This window comes from Exiguobacterium aurantiacum DSM 6208 (assembly GCF_000702585.1).
Classification (GTDB): Bacteria; Bacillota; Bacilli; order Exiguobacteriales; family Exiguobacteriaceae; genus Exiguobacterium; species Exiguobacterium aurantiacum.
The window spans coordinates 817897-835697 of record NZ_JNIQ01000001.1 but is presented as its reverse complement, the minus strand read 5'-3'; the positions used below and the strand labels follow the sequence as shown (position 1 = coordinate 835697).

At 55.0% G+C, this 17801-nt stretch carries 17 protein-coding genes; 3 read left to right on the top strand and 14 right to left on the bottom strand.

Annotation, left to right across the window (positions count from 1 at the left end; genetic code table 11):
• Positions 1–4: 4 nt before the first annotated feature.
• The 3 genes from P398_RS0104630 to P398_RS0104620 are packed head-to-tail and all read right to left on the bottom strand — an operon-like array spanning position 5 to position 4259.
• Complete coding sequence (locus P398_RS0104630; protein ID WP_029334222.1) at positions 5–1348, bottom strand: phenylacetate--CoA ligase family protein; 1344 nt, start codon at positions 1346–1348, stop codon at positions 5–7.
• Positions 1348–2376 (bottom strand): NAD-dependent epimerase, encoded by a 1029-nt coding sequence (locus P398_RS0104625; RefSeq protein ID WP_029334221.1) that lies wholly within the window; start codon positions 2374–2376, stop codon positions 1348–1350. The genes P398_RS0104630 and P398_RS0104625 overlap by 1 nt, the downstream gene beginning before the upstream one ends.
• The gene (locus P398_RS0104620) at positions 2373–4259 is read right to left on the bottom strand and encodes a polysaccharide biosynthesis protein (protein WP_235263304.1); all 1887 of its coding nucleotides are present in this window, start codon (positions 4257–4259) and stop codon (positions 2373–2375) included. Before P398_RS0104620 ends, P398_RS0104625 begins: the two co-directional genes overlap by 4 nt.
• Before the next feature lie 492 nt (positions 4260–4751).
• Between P398_RS0104620 and P398_RS0104615 the strand changes: the two genes are divergently transcribed.
• Complete coding sequence (locus P398_RS0104615) at positions 4752–5504, top strand: homing endonuclease associated repeat-containing protein (protein ID WP_029334219.1); 753 nt, start codon at positions 4752–4754, stop codon at positions 5502–5504.
• A 34-nt stretch (positions 5505–5538) separates the two neighbouring features.
• Here the strand turns inward: P398_RS0104615 and P398_RS0104610 are convergent, their stop codons facing one another.
• From P398_RS0104610 to speE, 4 genes are all read right to left on the bottom strand, one after another.
• Positions 5539–6489: a sodium-dependent bicarbonate transport family permease gene (locus P398_RS0104610; protein WP_029334218.1), complete on the bottom strand. Its 951-nt coding sequence runs from the start codon at positions 6487–6489 to the stop codon at positions 5539–5541.
• A gap of 201 nt (positions 6490–6690) precedes the next feature.
• Entirely contained in the window at positions 6691–7059 is a 369-nt protein-coding gene (locus tag P398_RS0104605) for a DUF2294 domain-containing protein (RefSeq protein WP_024371124.1), read from the bottom strand.
• A 2-nt stretch (positions 7060–7061) separates the two neighbouring features.
• Entirely contained in the window at positions 7062–7943 is an 882-nt protein-coding gene (gene speB / locus P398_RS0104600; protein ID WP_024371125.1) for an agmatinase, read from the bottom strand.
• The gene (speE, locus tag P398_RS0104595; RefSeq protein ID WP_029334217.1) at positions 7940–8779 is read right to left on the bottom strand and encodes a spermidine synthase; all 840 of its coding nucleotides are present in this window, start codon (positions 8777–8779) and stop codon (positions 7940–7942) included. Before speE ends, speB begins: the two co-directional genes overlap by 4 nt.
• 220 nt (positions 8780–8999) lie before the next feature.
• Here speE and P398_RS0104590 point away from each other — a divergent pair, with 220 nt between their 5' ends.
• The gene (locus P398_RS0104590; protein WP_326932343.1) at positions 9000–9905 is read left to right on the top strand and encodes an EAL domain-containing protein; all 906 of its coding nucleotides are present in this window, start codon (positions 9000–9002) and stop codon (positions 9903–9905) included.
• A gap of 37 nt (positions 9906–9942) precedes the next feature.
• Here the strand turns inward: P398_RS0104590 and P398_RS16865 are convergent, their stop codons facing one another.
• Positions 9943–10086 carry a hypothetical protein gene (locus P398_RS16865; protein WP_160151224.1) on the bottom strand — a complete coding sequence of 48 codons (144 nt, stop codon included), beginning with the start codon at positions 10084–10086 and terminating at the stop codon, positions 9943–9945.
• Between the two features lie 135 nt (positions 10087–10221).
• Between P398_RS16865 and cls the strand changes: the two genes are divergently transcribed.
• On the top strand, positions 10222–11751 hold the full coding sequence (cls, locus tag P398_RS0104580) for a cardiolipin synthase (RefSeq protein WP_051638864.1): 1530 nt from the start codon (positions 10222–10224) through the stop codon (positions 11749–11751).
• Here the strand turns inward: cls and P398_RS0104575 are convergent.
• From P398_RS0104575 to murQ, 6 genes are all read right to left on the bottom strand, one after another.
• A complete protein-coding gene (locus tag P398_RS0104575; protein WP_029334214.1) occupies positions 11727–12257 on the bottom strand; it encodes a TVP38/TMEM64 family protein in 531 nt (176 codons plus the stop codon). The genes cls and P398_RS0104575 overlap by 25 nt on opposite strands.
• Positions 12258–12316: 59 nt before the next feature.
• Complete coding sequence (locus P398_RS0104570) at positions 12317–13579, bottom strand: dicarboxylate/amino acid:cation symporter (protein ID WP_029334213.1); 1263 nt, start codon at positions 13577–13579, stop codon at positions 12317–12319.
• A gap of 158 nt (positions 13580–13737) precedes the next feature.
• Positions 13738–14241 (bottom strand): YwhD family protein, encoded by a 504-nt coding sequence (locus P398_RS0104565; RefSeq protein ID WP_029334212.1) that lies wholly within the window; start codon positions 14239–14241, stop codon positions 13738–13740.
• 60 nt (positions 14242–14301) lie between these two features.
• The gene (locus P398_RS0104560; RefSeq protein ID WP_029334211.1) at positions 14302–15354 is read right to left on the bottom strand and encodes a DUF871 domain-containing protein; all 1053 of its coding nucleotides are present in this window, start codon (positions 15352–15354) and stop codon (positions 14302–14304) included.
• 50 nt (positions 15355–15404) lie between these two features.
• A complete protein-coding gene (locus P398_RS0104555) occupies positions 15405–16778 on the bottom strand; it encodes a PTS transporter subunit EIIC (RefSeq protein ID WP_029334210.1) in 1374 nt (457 codons plus the stop codon).
• Between the two features lie 13 nt (positions 16779–16791).
• On the bottom strand, positions 16792–17685 hold the full coding sequence (murQ, locus tag P398_RS0104550) for an N-acetylmuramic acid 6-phosphate etherase (RefSeq protein ID WP_081828273.1): 894 nt from the start codon (positions 17683–17685) through the stop codon (positions 16792–16794).
• Positions 17686–17801: the final 116 nt, after the last annotated feature.

The following is a 17801-nucleotide window of genomic DNA, read 5'->3' as shown; positions in this document are numbered from 1 at the left end:
TAGGTCAGACGTGAAGTCGCTTCACGACCCGAATTTTTCCGTTTGGCTCTTTCTTGATGGCCGGCACGTTTTTGAGGCGGATTCGCATATTCGGTGTGAATAACCGTTCGACTTCTTGTTTGAGAATCGTCTCATGGTCGTCTTCGAATCGTTCTTCGTCTTTGACGTAAAGCATCTCGATTTGATCGACGTCGTGCTGTAACACTTGAACTTGAAGTACCGAGTTCGGTAGGACGGCAACCGTCGCCGTCAAATCCCCTTCGAACACTTTGTAACCTTCCGGCGTCTCGACATAATTCATTTGACGACCGTCGATCGAGGAGATGACGGTGCCGGGATGGCCGCACGGGCACGTCTCATCACTGAGCGTCATCCGGTCTCCGATTCGGTAGCGGACGAGCGGCGTCCCGTGTGTCGTGAAACTCGTGACGAGCACCTCGCCGTTCTCCCCTGGCTCGATGATGCCGGTTTCTGGGTGGAGGTGCATCCGGCCGCGCTTACATTCCGTCACGAGCGGTGCTCCTTCAGATGAGGCGTACTGGTCGTAAACCGGGGCCCCGAACACCTCTTCAAGCAACTGTCGCCCCCACGGTGAGAGCGTCTCGGACGTCGGGAAGATGGCGATCGGTTTGAACGTCAATCGGGTCTCCGTGTCTTTTAAGTACTTGGCGACTTCGATCATCGCGGACGGTGAACCGTCCAAGGCGTCCGGTTGAAACGTATTCAATGAGTCAACGTAGTCCGGGATCGTCCGTTCGTGGAAATGGACGACCGAATACAACATCTGCTTCATCGGGGCGTTGTAACGCCAATAGATCGGGTCTTCCTGGTCCCGGGGGCAAATCATCCGGTCGGTGAAACTCGCTCGTTTCATTCCTTTCATGAACCCGTGCTGTTCTTTGAAATAGTCGAGATGGGCCATACGCGCCTGATAATCCTCGATGGTAAAACGGACTTGAAGTGCCGTGCCGGTCGTACCGCCCGTGCAACCGATGATCGGGGCTTTTATGTCTGAGAAGATATCAGGGTCGGTTCGAAGCGTCTCTTTCTCGAGCACCGGGATTTGGTTCAACTCCTCGATTCTCTTGAGCGGCAACTCGATGTCGTGACGTGTGAACAAGTTGCGATAATAGCGGTTATTCTTCTGACAAAACTGCAGAAAGCGGTTGAGTCGATTCAACTGGGCCGCCCCTGGATCGACAAGCCGTTGCCTTCGCAGCTTTTTTAGCTCTTTGTCGTAATACGGACCGTATCGCTCACGGTACAACTTCAGCCCGTACAGCGAGATGAGCCAGTTTTGGACCGGAAGCGGCGCGTTCGCGTATATCTTGTCTTGTAAAGACGTCATCACTCAATGCCCTCCTTTAACGCGCGGTGATAGGCGAGATACCAATCGATGAACTCGTGTACCCCCCGTTCGATTGGTGTCTGCGGTTGAAAGTCGACCGCCTCATAGAGAGCCGACGCATCGGCGAAACTCTCCGGAACGTCCCCGGGTTGCAAAGGCAGCTCGTTTAAAATCGCCTGTTTCCCCAGTTTTTGCTCGATGATGCGAATAAAGTCCATCAATTGGACCGGACTATGATTGCCGACGTTATAGACGCGGAACGGGACGTCGCTGCGATCCGGCAGCGGCTCCGTGTAATCAAAGTCTTCATCCGCGAGCGGTTGGATGTCCATCAAGCGGACAATCGACTCGATGACGTCATCGACGTACGTGAAGTCACGCGCCATTTGCCCGTAATTGTAGACGTCGATCGGCTCCCCTTTAATAATGGCTTCGGTGAATTTGTACAGCGCCATGTCTGGCCGTCCCCACGGCCCGTAGACGCTGAAGAAACGAAGTCCCGTCGTCTTCAAATCGAACAGATGGCTGTACGTATGCGCCATCAACTCGTTCGCTTTCTTCGAGGCGGCGTATAGCGAGAGCGGATGATCGACCGGGTGTTGTTCCGAGAATGGCATCTTCTGATTCGAGCCGTACACCGAACTCGACGAGGCGTAGAGCAACTGTTCGACCGGATAATGACGGCATGCCTCGAGGACGTTCAGGAATCCGACGATGTTCGATTGGATATAGGCGTCCGGATTTTCCAGGCTGTAACGGACACCGGCCTGGGCGGCCAAGTTGACGACGATATCAGGACGCCGTTTTTCAAACACACGTGTGACGGCCATCTTGTTCTCGAGCGAGTCACGATACAACTTAAAGTTCGGATGGGTGAGCACGTGCAACCGCGCCTCTTTCAAACTCGGGTCGTAATAGTCATTCACTTCATCGATCCCGACGACCCGATGACCTTCGCGCAGTAATCTGCGGGCCAAATGAAATCCGATGAAACCTGCCACACCCGTGACGAGCACAGTTTTTGTCATAACGTCTTCCTCCTTTGGGTTGGGTCGCTCGATCGAATCCGGACGGGTTCGATTTGCGGGGTGAACTTGTTTTCCATCACTTCTTCCGGGATCTCGCTATTGGCGACGAACAAGAGGAAGGACGTGAGCGCGTTCGGTTGATCGAGCAAATGCTCGATCGTCAGTAAAATCGGATCGACCGATTTGAACGGCCGCGTGCAACCGACGAAGATTTTGTCATACACTTGGCTGTCCGTCTGCTCGCTCGTCGCGAGCAGCTCTTCATACAATTTCTCACCCGGTCGAATCCCGCTGTATTCGATGGCGATTTGATCGAGGGTGAATCCGCTCAGCGTGATCATGCGCCGCGCCAAGTCGACGATCTTAACAGGTTGTCCCATATCGAGGACGAACACTTCTCCCCCGCTCGCCCGGACGCTCGCTTGGATGACGAGCCGGCTCGCCTCGGGGATGGTCATGAAGTAACGCGTCATCTCCGGATGGGTCACAGTGACCGGCCCACCGCGCTCGATTTGCTCTTTGAACAGCGGTACGACCGAGCCGCGGCTCCCGAGGACGTTGCCGAAACGGACGACCGAGAACGTCGTGTCACTATGTCGCGCCTGTTGTTGGACGACCATCTCGGCGACCCGTTTCGTCGCCCCCATGACGTTCGTCGGATTGACCGCTTTATCGGTCGAGATCATGACGAAACGCTCGACGTTGAACAAGTCGGCGACCTCGACCATGTTTTTTGTTCCGTACACGTTGTTCTTGACGGCTTCTTTCGGGTTTCCTTCCATGAGCGGGACATGTTTATGTGCGGCCGCATGGTAGACGATATGAGGTGTATATCGCTCAAACACTTCCATCAACCGGCCCCGGTCTTGGACGTCTCCGATGACCGGACAAATCTCGGTCTCGGTTTGAAGTCCCCGCAGCTCCCGGTCGATCGAATAAATGCTGTTCTCTCCGTGTCCGAACAAGATGAGGCGGCCCGGTTCAAATTTAATCAACTGCCGGCATAACTCGGAACCGATCGACCCACCGGCACCGGAAATGAAAATCGTCGCGCCTTTTAACTTTTGCGAGATTTCGGAGACGTCGAGTTGGACCGGTTCACGTCCGAGCAAGTCCTCGATTGCGACTTCGCGCATCTCATTCATCGACACTTTTCCTGAGGCGAGCTCCGACAGCATCGGCAACGCGTGTGATTCGACCCCGGTCTTCTCAATCCGTTTCAAGAGCTGGATCCGTTTGCTATAAGGAAGCGAAGGAATCGCGAGGACGACGACTTCAATGCCGAGCTCCTCGATTTTCCGTTCGAGCGCATCGATCGGACCGAGGACCGGCGTCCCGTGGATGTAGAGACGTTGTAAGAACGGGTTATCGTCTAAAATCCCGACGACGTTCAACACGTTCGTCCGGTGCTCTTTCAGTTCTTTCGTGATCTTTTGACCAGAGTCCCCGCCACCGATGATGAGTGTCGCCTTGCCGCTCGGCGGGGCGTTGCGGAACCGGAAGAACGAGCGCGTCCGAGCCACGAGTCGAATGAACAGCATGCCGTTGAACGCGAGCAAACTTTGGACGAACAACGCCTGATACGAAATACTTTTCAATACGACGAGCGCCGCGCCGAGCACGAGCAGATCACTCGTCAGCAGGACGAGCGCGAGCAATTGCAGCTCGCGCATCGAACCGTAGCGCCAATCAATCCGATACACGCGCGTCGCCCAACCGAGGCCGAGCAACGCCGCACTCTTCAGCGCCAAAATCGTCATCAGCTTCGTCGTATCTCCCGAGACCGTCGTGTCATGGGCGAACAACAGCTTGAAGGTGAGGAAGATGGCCGCTGCCGCGATCATGACATCGAGCAACATGAGCATCGTGTTTTTACGGTCCATCGGGTAGTGATTGAATCGAATAGACATTCTGTCACCGCCTTTGCAGATTGCGAAAATGGGTCGTTTTTATGCGTTGATGCTACATTAGTACCCGTTCACGATTCACAATCCGAAAGAAAACTATAGCTTTTTCATAGCAACGAAATTTAGCCATTAAACAGTTTTACGAATGTGTGATGGCTATTTCTTTTCATTTGTGAATATTTCCGTTTTAAATGGGTAATATGGAAAGTACATGGCTTTAAATTAGGTGTAAATTGTAAATAAGGAAGGAGGTTCAATTAAACAGCGTCGTTTTTCCTTACACCGTCCGTTACTTAGCGTACCGTCCATTTTCCATTTCAATCATGCCGTCCACGGCTCCCTTTCTTGTACGTTGGCAACTTGTATACGTGCCCTTGACCGTTTGGGCTTTCCTTAAAGGACCATCATTGTTCAACCACACCACGACCTTTGAAGCGACTCACGCTTCCGAAAAGGAGAGACATCACGATGAAACGATGGACTGAGCAACAAATCCTCTCATGCCTACAACAAGCAGCGAACGAACTCGAAGAATTTGACACAAAACAATACACTCTCTGGGCCCGCAGCAAAGACGTTCCTTCCCTCTCAACCGTGATATACAAATTTGGGTCATGGCGCGAAGCCGTCCAAGCCGCCGAAATCAAGATGACTTACCGCTACTATTCAGACGAAGACATTTTGACGGCGTTGAACGAAGCCGCTGAAGAACTCGACATGTTCACGAGCCAGACGTACCGGGAATGGGCGAAAGTCGCCCAAGGCCCGTCCCTCACACTGATCAGCAGTCGCTTCGGCTCTTGGTCGAACGCACTCCGTGAAGCGAAGCTTCAAACGACGACAGCCCGAAACAACGAGGAACGCATCATCCATGCGCTCATCGAGGCCTCGGCCGAACTCGAGCGGCTGACGTCGCAACATTACGCCGTCTGGGCCCAAGAGAAAGGCTATCCGACCGTGGCGACGATCGCCCGGAAATATGGCTCATGGAGCTATGCCTTGTTCGTCTTGGACATCGCCCCGCCGAAACGGAAATGGGACGAAGAAGACGTCATCGCGGCGCTTCGGCTCGCGAAACAAGAGCTGAACCATTTCAGCATCCTCCATTACCGGAAATGGGCGGAAGGTCGCAACGTGCCGAGCACGTCGACGATCAACGCCTTGTTCGGCAGTTGGACGGCTGCTTTGAAATGCCTCGACGAACAAAAAGTGATGCAATAAGAAAAGGCCGTCTCGGAGCCGAGACGGCCTTTTGTCATGTGACGATCGTGATGAAAAGTGGGATCCCGACGAGCAAGTTGAACGGGAACGTGACGGCGAGGGCGAGCGTCAAATAAAATGACGGCTCGGCTTCCGGCACCGATGCTTGGAGCATGGCCGGTGCGGCGATGTATGACCCGCTTGCCGCAAGCGTCATGAGAAGAATCGTTCCCCCATCGGACAGCCCCGCGAACATGGCGGCGGCGTACCCGATGGCCGCCCCGATGAGCGGGAACGTCATCCCTACGACTAAAAACTTCACCCCATAGGACGGGACCGTCTTCAATTGATGACCGACCTTGACACCGAGACTCAGTAAAAACAAGAGCAACACGCCGGGGAACAAGTCGACGAAAAATGGTGTCAGCGCCGACGTGTCCGGTGTGACGATCCCGACGACGAGACCAGCGATCAAGAGTAAGATGCTCTTTGAGAGCAGGCTGTCCCGAATGACGGTGAACGACTGGCTCGGGGCAGCCGTGATGCCGAGCACTCTTGTTTGGTTGTACAGCAAGAGCGCGACGACAAGTCCCGGGATCTCAAGCACGACGACGAGCGTCGTCATGAACGGCTCATAACCGATGCCGAGCCGCTCGAGTTGAGCCGCGGCCGCGACGTATGTCACGAGCGAGACCGATCCGAACGTCGCCGCCATGGCGATCCGTTCATGGAAGCCGAAGCGAAATAGTCCGCCGAGAAAGAACGCGACGAGCGGCAACACCATCCCGAGCACGAGCGTCACCGCGAGCGGGAGCGCCAAGTCATCGAATGACACCGAGGCGAGACCCATCCCGCCTTTTAGGCCGATGGCAAGCAGTAAGTATAAGTTGAGCGTGATGCCGAGCGACTCCGGGATCTTCAAGTTCGATTTCCCGAGGGCGGCCACGACACCGGTCACAAACATGAGCACCGGGGCGCTCGTCAATAAAAACGTTAATAATTCCATGTTTCTCCTCCTAGGCGACAAAAAGCGCACACCTAAAGAAAGGTGTGCGCTGCATGCCGACGGCTCGAACGCGTTCGCTCCGTCTAGCCGACAACTGTCGGGGTCATATTGGTCCAGCTCCGGGTCAAGACGGCGACGAAGCGTTCCGAGGCTCGCTTCGCCAATCCTGACACGTATCTGTCTTCTAGTGTATAAACGTCGTCACGGCTTGTCAATCCCACTGTCCCAAGCGGCATCGAGCCGAAAGACGATGAGGCGTTCCCCTGTCTTCGTGCTGATGTCCGTGTGGAGCGACGTGATGCGCCGTCCGAGGACGTCTGCCACAATCGCCTCGAGCTGGGCCCGGCCCGACTCGACGAGGTTGTTGCGATACTTCTTCAATTGCTCGCGACCGGCCGATTTGGCGGCGAGGTCATACTCGGCCGGGGTCAAGACGCCTTGGAGCGTCACGATGGCCAAGTCGCGGAGCAGGTCTGCCTTACACGTCAATGAACCGCGTCCGAGATACTCTTTCTCCCATTGGGTGATACGGGCACTCAGTTCCATCTCCAGCTGACCTTTTTTTCGCATCGTTACTTCACGAATCCGATCATCATCTCGCGAAGGATCTTCGCGGCCGCGATCGCCGTCATGTCCGACTGGTCGTACGCCGGTGACACTTCAACGAGGTCGGCGCCGATGATGTCGAGATCCGCGTTCGCGATCGCGTGAACGGCTTCGAGCAACTCTTTCGTCGTGATGCCACCGATCTCTTGCGTCCCTGTGCCTGGTGCAGCTGATGGGTCAAGGACGTCGATGTCGATCGTGACGTACACTTTCTTGCCGGCAAGCGTCGGCAAGACGCGTTTGAGCGGCTCGATCACTTCATATTTATACATGTTGTAGCCGACTTCTTTCACCCAGTCGAACTCTTCTTTCATTCCAGAACGAATGCCGAACGAGTAGCAGTTCGATGGTCCGATCAAGTTTGCCGCTTTTTTGAGCGGTGTCGAGTGCGAGAGCGGCTCGCCTTCGTATTCGTCACGGAGGTCCGTGTGCGCGTCGAAATGCAAAATGACGAAGTCGTCGCCGTATTTGTCATGCATCGCCTTGATGACCGGCCATGTGACGAGGTGCTCCCCACCCATGCCGAGCGGGAACTTGCCTGCGTCGATGACGTCTTTGACGAACGACTCGATCATATCGAGCGACTTTTGCGCGTTCCCGAACGGAAGCGGGATATCACCGGCGTCGTAAACGGCCGCCTCTGTCAAATCACCGTCGAGGTACGGGCTATATTCTTCAAGACCGATCGACACTTCACGGATGCGGTTCGGGCCGAAACGTGAACCCGGACGGAAACTGACCGTCCAGTCCATCGGCATGCCGTAGAGCACCGTCTTCGCATCGGCGACTTCCGGAAGGCTCGCGATGAACACTTTGCCTGAGTAGGCTTCGTCAAAACGTTTGATCATTTCGTCAAGTCCTCCACGAATTTAGGAAGGACGAACGCCGCGTTGTGAAGCTTCGGCGTGTAGTACTTCGTCTCGATGTCATGGAAACGCTCGGCTGGTACTGCTTCCGGGTCGTACTGCTTCGAACCGATCGTGAACGTCCACATGCCGCTCGGGTACGTCGGCACGTTCGCCGTGTACAGTTTCGTGATCGGGAAAATCTCTTTCACATCACGTTGGACCGTTTGGATGAGTTCTGGTGTGAACCACGGGTTGTCCGTCTGCGCGACGAAAATGCCATCCGCTTTGAGCGCTTTCGAGATGCCGGCGTAGAATCCTTTCGTGAACAAGTTCGCCGCTGGGCCGACCGGTTCTGTCGAGTCGACCATGATGACGTCGTACTTGTCTTCTGACTCGGCGATATGCATGAAGCCGTCGCCGACGATGACTTCGACACGCGGGTTGTCGAGTTCACCGGCGATGTTTGGCAAGTATTTCTTCGAATATTCGATGACTTTCCCGTCGATGTCGACGAGAACCGCTTTTTCGACTGAAGGGTGTTTCATAATCTCACGGATGACGCCACCGTCTCCGCCACCGACCACGAGCACGTGTTTCGGGTTCGGGTGCGTGAAGAGTGGGACGTGGGCCACCATCTCGTGATAGACGAATTCGTCCTTATCCGTCGTCATGACCATACCGTCAAGCAACAACATTGTTCCGAACTCGTCCGTTTCGACCATCTCTAGTCGTTGAAACTCCGTTTGTTCGCTCTCATAAACGTGGTTTACACGGAACGTGATCCCGTAATCTTCTGTTTGGTGCTCCGTAAACCATAATTTTAATTTTTGGTCCATCGATAGAACCCCTTTCTGTTCAAAAAGTTGTTCGTATGCGAGTGGCGTTTTGAGGCGCTTCTTATTCATACGATAGGAAGTATACAAAAACTGTACCCATTTTGCACGATTTTTTTATTTATTCGTTGATTTGTGTGAGTTTCCCGTGAGGTTTAACCGATAAACTGGATATAGATGTATTTTATAATTGGAAAGGAGGGGTCCTATGTGGTCTCCTTGCGTGGCATGCTCCACGACAATCCCATTCTTTGAACGGGGCTTGTTAGTCGTCAACGAACAACCTCACCCGTACGAATCCTTTGATGAGTTGACCCAAAAATTAGCCGTCGTCGAGGAGGAAGTGTATTGCGTCGATCCTGCGACGAATCGGCAAACGGCAGCCGTTCCGGCGATCGACCTGCTCGAGCAGATTGCCAACCGTGACACGATCGAACTCATTCAACACGGAGAGTTCGAGAGTCACTTACAACCGATCATCCACCTCGACACCGGGGAGCGGTTCGGCTACGAGGCTCTCCTGCGCAGCCGGAACGACATCTCGCCGGGCGAGCTGTTCCGCGCCGCCAACCGGTTCGGATTGCACTCGAAGCTCGATCAACGAGCGCGAGCCGAGGCGATCAAAGCGACGCACCACGCCGTCCTTCCGCACGAGAAGACGTTCATCAACTTCTTGCCGTCGACGATCTATAACCCGGACTATTGCCTGCAGCATACGTTCGAAGTGATCGACCGGTACAACCTCAGTCCGGAACGGTTCATCTTCGAAGTCGTCGAGACGGAGAAAGTACAAGACGTGGCCCACTTGCAGCACGTGTTCTCTACATATAAGAAACGCGGGATGAAAGTCGCCCTTGATGACGTCGGCGCCGGTTTTTCGACGCTCGACATGTTGAAGCGGCTCGAGCCGGACTACGTCAAGATTGATCGGTCGTACGTATCATTTTGCGATCAGGATACCGAGAAGCGCGCGTTTCTTAAAAACGTCCGTCAATTGACGCGTTCGATGGGTATCACGTTGCTCGCGGAAGGTGTCGAGCGCATCGAAGAAGTCGACGTCTGCCGTGAGCTCGGCTTCGACCTCGCCCAAGGCTATTACTTCGGGAAGCCTTCTCCGTACGCTTTATAAGACGAATGGCCTCGAGCGTTTGCTCGAGGCCATTTTTTTAATCGTCATCTTCTTCTTCCATATCATCGTTTTGCATTTCCGTATCGTTGGTGTTCATCGGTTCCTCGTCGGCTCCCCCACAAGCTCCGAGAATGATGCCTGTCGCTAAGAGCGACGCGGCCAATGTACCTTTTCGCTTCATTCAAACACACCCCTTTTAACAGTCTTGTCGTACAGTACGGTTAATTCCCCTCGGTCATCACACGAAACGTGTTTTTTGATTAAGAATGTGCAAACGGTGGAATGAATTCAGTGATGACAACCGAACCGAAAGAAGGTGTACCTATTGAAACGACGTGTTATACAATTTTTTACGATGATCCTGTTCGGTATCCTCCTTCTTGCCTTGCTGTACTCGATTGATGGATTGATCCCTTTCTTAGTCCTCATCGCCATCGCCGCCCCACTCATTGTCGGCTGGCAAATCCTATTTGACCAAGTTCAACCGCAAGCGAAACTAGCCTGGCTGCTCGCCGTCCTCTTCATCCCGTTTCTCGGAGCGCTCGCCTGGGTCATGTTCGGCCGGACGCCGCGACGGCATCGGCGGATCAAACGGACTTCGTCTGAGATTCGTATGTTCCGCCAGGCCATCGAGAGTGAACGCATCGAGACGACAAACGACGTCTCGGACCGCTTCCCGCTCACACGGACGCTCGAAAAACTCGGGGCGACCGGTGCCGACGGGCATACGTCGACGCAACTGCTCGTCAACGGCGAGGCGAAGTTCGAAGCCGTCCTCCAAGACATCGAGCAAGCGACGCACCACATTCACGTCCAATATTATTTGTTCCGAACCGACGAGATCTCGATGAAGATTCGAGACGCCCTCATCAAGAAATCAAACGAGAACGTCACCGTGCGCTTCTTGTATGACGGGCTCGGCAGCCAGGAGATTGGGGAAGAGTTTATCGAGCCGCTCCGCGAGTCACGCGTCCACGTCGAAGCGTTCGATCCGGTCGTCCATCCTCTGCTCGTCTTTAACGCCAACTTCCGCAACCATCAAAAGTTGATCGTCCTCGACGGGAAAATCGCCTACACGGGCGGATTGAACGTCGGCGACGAGTACCTTGGGAAAGAAGAAAAACTCGGGTTCTGGCGCGACACGCACCTTCGCGTCGAAGGCCCGATCGTGCGCGAACTGCAACGGCTCTTCATCGAGAACTGGCTTTATGCGGGACATGAGGATGACAAAGAGACGTGGGACTTGTTCGCGAACGAAGAACATCTGCCCGAATATTTTATCGACGAACCAAAAGCTTCGAACGGGGCGACGCAACTGCTCGTCACCTCACCGGGCAAAGACGTGACGATTCGGGACGGCCTCATGCAACTCATGATGGAGGCGAAAGAATCGATTTGGATCACGACGCCGTACCTCATTCCGCCGCCGGAACTGCTCGCGCTGCTTGAAGTCGCCGGCAAAAGCGGGATCGACGTCCGCATCGTCGTCCCGGGAAAAGGTGACGAATGGTTCAGCTTCCACGCGACCGAATATTATTTCGAACAATTGCTCAAACGGAACGTCCGCATTTATAAATACAATCGGCATTTTATCCATGCAAAAACCGTCCTCATCGATGGAAAAATCGCACTCGTCGGGACGGCTAACTTAGATTTTCGGAGCATGTATTTGAACCATGAGATGACAATCGCCCAATTCGAGACGTCATCGGTTCAAGAACTGCGTGATGCGTTCTTGCAAGACTTTGACGAATCGATTTTTGTCGACTGGTCAATCCTCCGCAAGAAGACGAACGGCAAACGGTTCGTCGAAGCGTTCTGTCACATCTTCTCGCCGCTCCTTTGACGGCGCCAGACGACATAGATGATGCCGACCATGGCGATCAGCGCGAGTTGCCAGCCGGTCGCGACGTATAGAACCGCCGTCACGGCGAGCGCCTCGATCAAGAGGGCCGGCACCTTGCCAATCGTGCTCGCCACCGCGAACGACGGCAGCGTCATCCGGCTGAAAGCCGCGGATAACGTGACGAGGCCCGACGGCACGAACGGCATGAGCCGCATGCCGAGGACGAGAAACCACGCCTCCATCCCGCCTGCTTCTCTCAAGCGCTTGAACCGTGTCCCGGTCGGTGACGTATACGTTTGGAGCGCTTTTCGATATAGGATGAAACTGACGATGGCCCCGACCGCCTCGCCTACGATCGAGACGATGACACCGGGCCCAAAACCGAGCAGTTGCACGTTCAGCGCCGTCAAAAACGCGCTCGGCAACACACCGGCGACCGCAATCACCACATTTAACACGATGCTGATGACGACAAATAGCGGGAGCGGGAGCAGATCCCATTCCATCGCACTCACTTCCTTTCAAACGAAAAGGCTGTCCCGTCCTCGCGGGGCAGCCTTTCCTGTTACTTCGCTTCGACTTCGTCCCACGCGTCTTCGTCGACAGGTGGAAGGTGTTTCTCTTCGAGTTTCGATACGACGACCGCACACGCCGCGTCACCCGTGATGTTGACGGATGTACGGAGCATATCGAGAATACGGTCGACCCCGATGATGAGGGCGATCCCTTCGACCGGCAAGTTGACCGATTGCAAGACGAGGGCGAGCATGATGAGCCCGACACCCGGTACGCCAGCCGTACCGATCGAGGCGAGAACCGCCGTGATGACGACGGTCAAGAGCTCTGTGATCGTCAAGTCAGCCGCGAACACTTGCGCGATGAAGATTGTCGCGACCCCTTGCATGATGGCCGTTCCGTCCATGTTCACCGTCGCGCCGAGCGGCTGGACGAATGACGAGATGGAACGCGGCACACCGAGTTTCGTCTGGGCGAGCTCCATCGATACCGGGAGCGTCGCGTTCGACGATGATGTCGAGAACGCGAGCGTGATGGCCTCGTAGAAGTTCTTGAAGAAGAACACCGGGCTCATCTTTCCGAGGAAGAGGAGTGCACCGCCATAGACGATCGTCGCGTGCAAGAAGAGCGTCAAGACGACGGCAAACATATACCACGCCATGGCCGCCACCGCGTCAAAACCGATGCCGCCGATCGCCGAGGCGATCAAAGCGAACGCACCGTACGGGGCGAGTTTCATGACCAAATGGATGAGATGCATCATGATGCGATCGCCTTGCTTCACGAAACGGCGCCACGTCTTGGCCCGTTCTCCGAGTGCGATCATCGCAAACCCGATCAGCGCCGCGAAGACGATGATTTGCAACATGTTACCTTCAGCGAGTGCTTGAATTGGGTTCGTCGGAATCATGTTGACGAACGTCTGGACGATGTTCGACGATTCTTCTGACACCGTCGACTCAAACTCGAGGTTCGCCGTTTGGAAGTCGCCACGCTCACCTGGCTGGATGACCGATGCCACACCCATCGCGAGCATGATGGCGAGTGCCGTCGTCGTCAAGAAGAACAGAAGTGCCTTCGATCCGACACGACCTAGCTCTTTCGGGTCCCCAAGACCCATGACGCCGAGAATGATCGAGAAGAAGACGATCGGCACGACTAACATTTTAATCAAGTTCAAAAATACAGTTCCGACCGGGGATAATATGTACGAGTTCGCAATATCATATATGTTGCCCGGCAAGCCGGCAAGCCCGAGTCCGACGATAACCCCCAGTACAAGACCAATTAGAATTTTCTTAGTTTCACTCATCGTGTCACCCTTTCTTTTTTACACAGTGCGTATAGTATAGCATAATACTGAATTTTCATACAATTACGCTATAATCACAAAATCATAACAGCTCTGTTTTCCCTTTTTGTAGCTAAGCAAAACAAAAAAGATTGGAGACCGAAACCGGTCCAATCTTTTCACTCGGCAGCCAAGCGCGCAAGCTCTTCACGCAACTCGGTCGACTGTTCCCAAATTTCGGGACGGTGTGCTTGTAAGAAGCAAGCCAAAACGTCCCGGGACGGCGCATCCATCATGTCGATCAAGATGCGTCCTTTGAGCGATTTGTCCATTTGGTTGACGTGATATGGCAACAGTTTATAGCCGCGTCGCGCCTCAACGTCGACGGACAAGTCACAGGCCGCGACGCCTCCGTAGTAAAACCCTTCCGGCTTGCGTCCAACGGTCACCCAGACGATCCAATACGGCTTGCCGTTCGGCACCGCTTCCGGGTCGGTCAAGAATTTGATGCGTTTCTCAATCGCCGACTTGGCATGCATCGCACCCATGTCGATGACGGCAGTGCCCGCCTCAACGTCGATGATGACCGGCGACATATTGTTCAAACTGAGCGAGCCGACGCCGTAACCACCGTGGCCGTCCGTCGAATCATCAGCGATGATATTGAAGTTGATGTCTTTCATAAGTTGCGTCCCTCCCTCTCTACTGTACACAATGACAAGGGAGCGTGGCAATCACGAACATCAACTCCACTCGATTCGAAATCTCGTCCCTGGTCCAATCGCTTGGACGAGCGGACGGTCCCGCTCGATGACGCGCCCGATGACGTTCACTCGTGCGTCGGCTGGAAGATCCGCCTTCGTCACTTGCATCTCTCCAGCATAGCGCCCGTAATCGACGTTGTCAATCGTAATCGTGCCAAGCGGTCTGGACATGCTATTCCTTGGAGTGAGCATCCGATGTCCCGGACGCCCATAAGCCCGGGATTCGACGGAGCGCACGACGTCACGCGCCGGGTCGAAGCGGTTCGTGCGCACGTCTTCCGATACGAGGTCGAGCGCTACGTCCGCTTTGGCGTGAAGGACGACCACTCCATCCGTATAGGCAGCGAATTGGGACTCGGTCGTTTCCGAAAGTCCCGGATCCCCGACCAAGATGCGATCGACGGTCGAGGCGAGATCGAGGAAGCAAGCGAACGGGGACAAGTGCCGATGGTCTTCAAGCGTCGGCAAGCGCTCATATAACGGGCCACGAAGCGTCCCGTCTCCCGGGATGAACGCTTGGACACGGATGCCTTGGCGTTTCAGCCACGCATTCTTTTCATCGAACCACGTCCGGTCGAGCCCGGTCTCCGGGCGCGGATAAAAGTTATGCCACGCCTCGACGTGAGCGACGACAAGCCCTTCTCGTTTCATCGCCTCCAGCTCTCCAGCGGTCAACGTACTCGCGTTCAACGCGACCGTCATCCGTTTCGATAAATCAGCGACTTGTTTTGGCGTCACCCCGTAATCGACACGGAGACCGGTCACGCCCCATTCGACGAGCGTGTGCGCGTCGTCCCACGTCTTCCCGAGTGCTTCGAGTGACGTCGGGGCGATGTCGGCGAACAGCTCCAGCCCATGCCGCTCGGCCATTGCGCCGAGGTGTTTGAGCCGCTCCGTATAGACGGACGAGTCGTCTTCCGGGATATGCAGCGACGTGAATAGTGACGTGAATCCGAGCGCACGCATGCGGCCGATCCACTCCTCGAACTGAGGGGTGAGCGGTTCGCTCAAATAAACGGATAATCCTTTCATTGTTAACTCCTCCTAAACAAAAAGGTGACTCCCAAGAGCCACCTCGATTGTCAAATTCCGTCTGCCATCTCTTCTTTGAAACCAAACAAATACGTGAAGATGAAGCCTGCCGTATACGAAATGACGAGACCTCCAATATACGTCAAGTACATACCGTTGTCGATGAGCGGCGTGAGCGAGAGCCCTGACACACCGATTCCGAGCGCGGCCGTCTTCATCGTCGCCTGGAACGCACCACCGACCGCGGCGCCCATACATGCTGTCAAGAACGGACGACCGAGCGGGAGCGTGACCCCGTACAGGAGCGGCTCGCCGATTCCGAGGAATCCGACCGGGATCGCCCCTTTAATGATGTTACGGAGACGTTGGTTGCGCGTCTTCACGAAAATCGCGATGGCGGCACCGACTTGACCGGCACCAGCCATGGCGAGGATCGGCAAGAGCGCCGTATTCCCGACCGTGTTCAGGAGCTCCAAGTGAATCGGTGTCAAACCGTGATGCAGCCCGACCATGACGAGCGGCAAGAAGAATCCGGCGAGAACAGCCCCAGCGACCGGTCCGCCGACTTCAAGCACGGCGTTCAGTCCACGCATGATTCCGTCCGACAAGACGCCCGCGACCGGCATGACCGCATAGAGCGCCGTGAAACCGACGACGAGGACGGTAAGGAGCGGCGTAAAGATGATGTCGACTGCTGTCGGCATGAACCGGCGGACGTGTTTCTCGATGTACGTCATGAGCCAAGCCGCAAAGATGACCCCGAACAGTCCACCCCGTCCGACGACGAGCGGTTCCCCATAAATGGTGATGTCGGCGAGCATCGGGTTGAAGAGAATCCCCCCGGCGATGGCACCGAGTACCGGTGTCCCGCCGAACTCTTTCGCCGTGTTCCATCCGACGAGAATCGCTAGGTAGGCGAACACTGTGCTTCCGAGCAGGAGCAGGATTTGCATCCACGTCTCGGTCGGGTCGACGCCGGCGTTTTTCGCGAAGTTCGCTGTCCCGTTAATAATTCCTGAAGCGACAAGTCCCGGGATGAGCGGAATGAAGATATTCCCTAAACGACGTAAGAAACGTTTGAACGGTGACTTCTGTTTGTCTTTCACTTTCTGGCGTTCGATCGCCGCCCGTTCGTCCGGCGTCAAGTTCGCATCGACCGCTTCTTCCCCGATGGCGAGTCCCGTCTCCCGGCTCAAATGATCCGCGACGCGATTGACCGTCCCCGGACCGACGACGATTTGGAGCGTCTCATCATCGATGACCCCCATGACGCCGTCGATTTTTTTCAATCCCTCGATGTTTGCTTTCGTCGGATCTTTTAGCGCCAAGCGCACACGCGTCATGCAGTGCGCGAGTTGACGGATGTTATCTTTCCCCCCGACTTGCTCGAGTATGGCTCGCGCCAACACCTCTTCTTTCTTCATCTCGTAATCCCCCTTAGAGCGCCTCACGGACGAATCCGTTCGCACGCTGTAATCGCTCGACCGCTTCCGCATAGGAAACGTCGGCTAAAATCATGACGATCGCCGTCTTGACGTGCCCGTTCGATGAATCGAAATAACGCGCGGCCGTCTGTTCATCGACCCCTGTCGCTTCCGCAATCATCCGTTTGGCCCGTATTTCGAGTTTCTCGTTCGTCGGTTGCACGTCGACCATCAAGTTTTGATACACTTTGCCGATGCCGATCATCGACGCCGTCGAGATCATGTTGAGGACAAGCTTTTGGGCCGTCCCGGCTTTCAAACGCGTCGAACCGGTCAACACTTCCGGACCCGTCTCGACCTCGATTTTAAACTCGGCGTGCTCGCTGATTTTCGAGCCTTTGTTGCACGATAACGCGGCCGTCGTCGCCCCGACTTCACGGGCGTAGTCGAGCCCGCCGATGACGTACGGCGTCCGTCCGCTCGCGGCGATACCGACGACCGTATCGCGCTCGCTCAAGTGAAGCGCTTTCAAATCATTGACCGCCAGCTCCTTGCTATCCTCTGCCCCTTCGACAGCTTTGATGAGCGCGCGTTCGCCCCCGGCAATCAGTCCGACGACCATGTCCGGTGACACCCCGAACGTCGGCACACATTCCGCCGCATCTAAAATACCGAGTCGTCCGCTCGTCCCGGCACCGAGATAAATCAAGCGCCCGCCTTGTTTGAACGAGGCGATGGCCCGTTCCGCCACTTGGGCGATGACTCGTACTTCTTGTTTGATGACGTGCGGCACACGCTCGTCTTCCTCGTTCATCACGGTCAAGAGTGCCTCGACCGACATCTCGTCAAGGTTCATCGTCCGTTCATTTCGTCGTTCCGTAGCTAATTTATGTAGCATCGCCACCATCCTTTCTTCTCTATGCTTTTATTGTACTAATCTGAAATTTAAAGTCAAACTTATTTAAAAATACTAGGAATTAAAATTTCATTACAGATTTTACGAACGGGAAAGCCGATACCGGG

Coding starts and splice junctions, on each gene's coding strand:
- P398_RS16865 (WP_160151224.1), bottom strand. CDS start 10,086: ATGAAGCGAAAAGGTACATTGGCCGCGTCGCTCTTAGCGACAGGCATC.
- P398_RS0104610 (WP_029334218.1), bottom strand. CDS start 6,489: ATGGAATTATTAACGTTTTTATTGACGAGCGCCCCGGTGCTCATGTTT.
- P398_RS0104625 (WP_029334221.1), bottom strand. CDS start 2,376: ATGACAAAAACTGTGCTCGTCACGGGTGTGGCAGGTTTCATCGGATTT.
- speB (WP_024371125.1), bottom strand. CDS start 7,943: ATGATCAAACGTTTTGACGAAGCCTACTCAGGCAAAGTGTTCATCGCG.
- P398_RS0104605 (WP_024371124.1), bottom strand. CDS start 7,059: ATGCGAAAAAAAGGTCAGCTGGAGATGGAACTGAGTGCCCGTATCACC.
- P398_RS0104570 (WP_029334213.1), bottom strand. CDS start 13,579: ATGAGTGAAACTAAGAAAATTCTAATTGGTCTTGTACTGGGGGTTATC.
- P398_RS0104630 (WP_029334222.1), bottom strand. CDS start 1,348: ATGACGTCTTTACAAGACAAGATATACGCGAACGCGCCGCTTCCGGTC.
- P398_RS0104565 (WP_029334212.1), bottom strand. CDS start 14,241: ATGAAAGACATCAACTTCAATATCATCGCTGATGATTCGACGGACGGC.
- P398_RS0104620 (WP_235263304.1), bottom strand. CDS start 4,259: ATGGACCGTAAAAACACGATGCTCATGTTGCTCGATGTCATGATCGCG.
- P398_RS0104560 (WP_029334211.1), bottom strand. CDS start 15,354: ATGAAAGGATTATCCGTTTATTTGAGCGAACCGCTCACCCCTCAGTTC.
- speE (WP_029334217.1), bottom strand. CDS start 8,779: ATGGACCAAAAATTAAAATTATGGTTTACGGAGCACCAAACAGAAGAT.
- P398_RS0104615 (WP_029334219.1), top strand. CDS start 4,752: ATGAAACGATGGACTGAGCAACAAATCCTCTCATGCCTACAACAAGCA.
- murQ (WP_081828273.1), bottom strand. CDS start 17,685: ATGGTGGCGATGCTACATAAATTAGCTACGGAACGACGAAATGAACGG.
- P398_RS0104575 (WP_029334214.1), bottom strand. CDS start 12,257: ATGGAATGGGATCTGCTCCCGCTCCCGCTATTTGTCGTCATCAGCATC.
- P398_RS0104555 (WP_029334210.1), bottom strand. CDS start 16,778: ATGAAGAAAGAAGAGGTGTTGGCGCGAGCCATACTCGAGCAAGTCGGG.